Annotated in this window: 2 protein-coding genes; both read right to left on the bottom strand. The window is 36.7% G+C overall.

All coding sequences use genetic code 11. From position 1 onward, the window contains the following. Positions 1-172: 172 nt before the first annotated feature. Positions 173-694, bottom strand: coding sequence for a hypothetical protein (locus ACEW8O_RS07810; RefSeq protein ID WP_373494060.1), 522 nt, complete (start codon positions 692-694; stop codon positions 173-175). After that, positions 684-2,228: a hypothetical protein gene (locus ACEW8O_RS07815; protein WP_373494061.1), complete on the bottom strand. Its 1,545-nt coding sequence runs from the start codon at positions 2,226-2,228 to the stop codon at positions 684-686. Before ACEW8O_RS07815 ends, ACEW8O_RS07810 begins: the two co-directional genes overlap by 11 nt. Positions 2,229-3,030 lie beyond the last annotated feature (802 nt).

Genomic DNA, 3,030 nt, shown 5'->3' on the forward strand with positions numbered 1-3,030 from the left:
ATCCCGGGGTTTTTGCCCTTTCTTCATGGCAGTATAGACAAAGTAGATAATGATAGCGATGATATATATTAAATTGCCTGCGTCCACGGTAGATTCTTTTTATGCATTTAAATATAGGTAGATTTTTCAAAAGCAAAAACCTGATGGGATTACCTGTTTATGATAAGAACAGCTAAAATTCCAATTCATTCCGATCAATGGTATCAAGTAGTCCCTGTGGAAACCTGGCAAACTTGTGAAACTCAGTCCATGGATGTTCAGGGAAGTCTATGAAATTAATCCTATTAGATTCTCCAACTGTTACCGAGCTGCCAACAATCAGATTGATTGGGAAAGTAAATATCAGAAACCACCCATTTGCAATTGTAAACAATGAATTAAGACCGGCCCAACCACCGTAATTTTCTGCTTTGGTATTATAAAAAATCAACCTTGCAAAATGAACATTATTTTGTGAAAGAGACAGCAATTTTTTATCGGTTAACACAAATATCGAATCCTCCTTAAATCCAATGAGTTCTCCGGAAATATCCTTCCCCTCTGATTGAAAAGTAACCCAGCCACCATTGGCAGTTTCAGAAATCTTATCCAATGTCGGTACAGTACCCTTGGGTGCCTTGGCTGCACTACAGGATAGCAACCCAAAAGCCATCAAAAATATGGCAAGGTTCTTAAATATTTGTTCAGTAAACATAACGGCTGTTCCAAAATGCTTCTTCCATGACAGGTTCTACTTTTTTGTACTCCTTTGCAATCTTTTTTAAATAGGTTGTAGGATTCTTGACCATTTGGTTCAATTTCCTGAAGTTTTGTTCTTTTATCCAATCTTCTCTAATCCACTCCAGATAGAAACCTTTTGAATCCAGAAACAATTCTGCATGTTCAAATGGCAGTTGGTAATTTATTAAAAACTTTTCACCGGGATAGGTGACTAGAAAGTCTTCAGGGTCAAGTAATTTGGCAAGAGGTTCTTTTTCTTTACCAAAAATATTTTCAGCAGAATACGGACCTACAACAGTAGGATTTACCTGTTTCTCAATATCAACTAAAGTGAGATAATCTATCCTCCAAAGTCCTTTGTTCATCACCAATTTGATTTTGAGATTACCTTGGGGCACATTATCGATTTTGACCATGTTAAAATCTGTCGCAATCGGTCCTGGTTCGTTGACCTCACCCGCATATATCCATTCCAAATTCCGGTTTTGAAAATAAATTTCAACCCCTCCCAACAATTCAAGGATTCCTGACTTTTTTTCCAGATTTCCAAGTTCGTATTGTGCCAAAAAATAAGAAACTGATTTCCCCATATAAGCAAGTCCTTGGTACAATATGAATGTAGTCATCATTGTCTGCCTTTTTCCTAGTACGAGTCCGAAATTCCCTGCTTTCTCAATATCGAAATCCAAAATCAAATCTTCCTTCGAATGGAGGTTATCAGAATCGCTTTCCGAAAAGTATTCCTTGTGATCCAAAAACTTTACTTCTTCCAAGCAATCCCCTTCGAGGCTTTTGCAATTATTGGGAAGCCTGGAGTTTTCAGTGACGTAAAAGTCCCCCTCTGAAGTTGCGAAGACCTTTTGATGTTCTTCTTTTTCAAAACACAGGATATTGGCATATCTGATGGAATGGGTTTCCAATGCTTCGTTGGTCAAGGTCAGTTGAAAGTCTTTTTTATATTTTGCTTCATATAGCATGTCTATATCGTTTATTTCAAGTGAAGGTAAAATGCTGGTTGAAAATCCTTCAGCCAAAATCCTCAAAGTATCATTGGTTTCCGCATAAAAAGTAGGACAGGAACCAAAACAGGTTTTGGGGCTAAAAAGGCATAGCAAGGCAACCCCTCCGATTAAACCTGATGTAAAAACAAGACCTCCACCCAAGGAATTTCCCTGATCATTTGTTTCCACAAGGGCTACTTCATCAAATGGGAAAGTAAAAGGCTCAACCAATTCGTCCCTGTTACTTGTTCTAACCCTTCTTTCTACAACCCTCCTTTGAATATTGAGTAGTTCCCCATATCCTGACAGGTTATTATGCACATCATCCGTAAACCAAAAATTAAGGATAAACACACTTCCATCCTTCATGTGGGCTTTTATGAATTTGTTTTCAGGATTAAGGTACTGGATTTGATCTGTTGAATTTATTTCCCTTCTTACCGGTGCAGTTTTGCAGGAAGATATCAGGAATGATAAGGTCAAAACCCAATAAAGCACCTGTTTCATTTTATAAAATCTATTAAATTCCATTGAGCCTGTTGTCATAATATTGAAGCATGAGAATGTTATGTGTTTACTCAAAATTATATGATGAATTTAAAACATTTGAAATCCTCATGAAAATTGAATAATGCAAAAACACAAATTAAATTGGGAAAAATCAATAAATATTGAAATGGTTTATTATTTAGAGGCAAGTTTCTTTGATTATACCATATTTTGAATATATCCATCTTTCCTAAGATATTCTTCACTTCGCTGTAGTATTACTGATAAGTAAAAGATTCCCTGAGCTCGTTTTTAATAACGGAGCCTAAGAATACACAAACTTAACATCGGTCATCGATCATCCCACATCGAACAAAAACCGTTTTCCTAGCAAAGGAGATTCCTCACTTCGCTGACGGGTTACAGAAATATTAAGAGTTTCGAAAAGCTACCAATGACAGATTTTGAAATTGATGGTTTGGAACTTCAAATAGTATATAATCTATTACAGGACTTTGCCTTGTCACCTCGACGTCAGGAGAGGTCTGCAGCCCGTCTTGATGTCATTACCTTTTCTGAACATTATAAAGAATGTTGAATACTCGGAATGACAATCCCTTTTTTCGAACCGCACACCCATACTTGGTTCATTGTACTTGGTACATTCTATCTTCCACCCATCCTTGCTTAATTTCCGAATTAAAGTAATTTTGTCAGGTATTCATTTTCAACAATTACAGGATGCTGCTGAGTAAGCTGGAGATAAAGGGATTTAAAAGTTTTGGTGACCGCATGGTCATCCATTTTGACAAGGGAATTA

It is taken from the genome of Aquiflexum sp., from assembly GCF_041749095.1.
Taxonomy (GTDB): Bacteria; Bacteroidota; Bacteroidia; order Cytophagales; family Cyclobacteriaceae; genus Aquiflexum.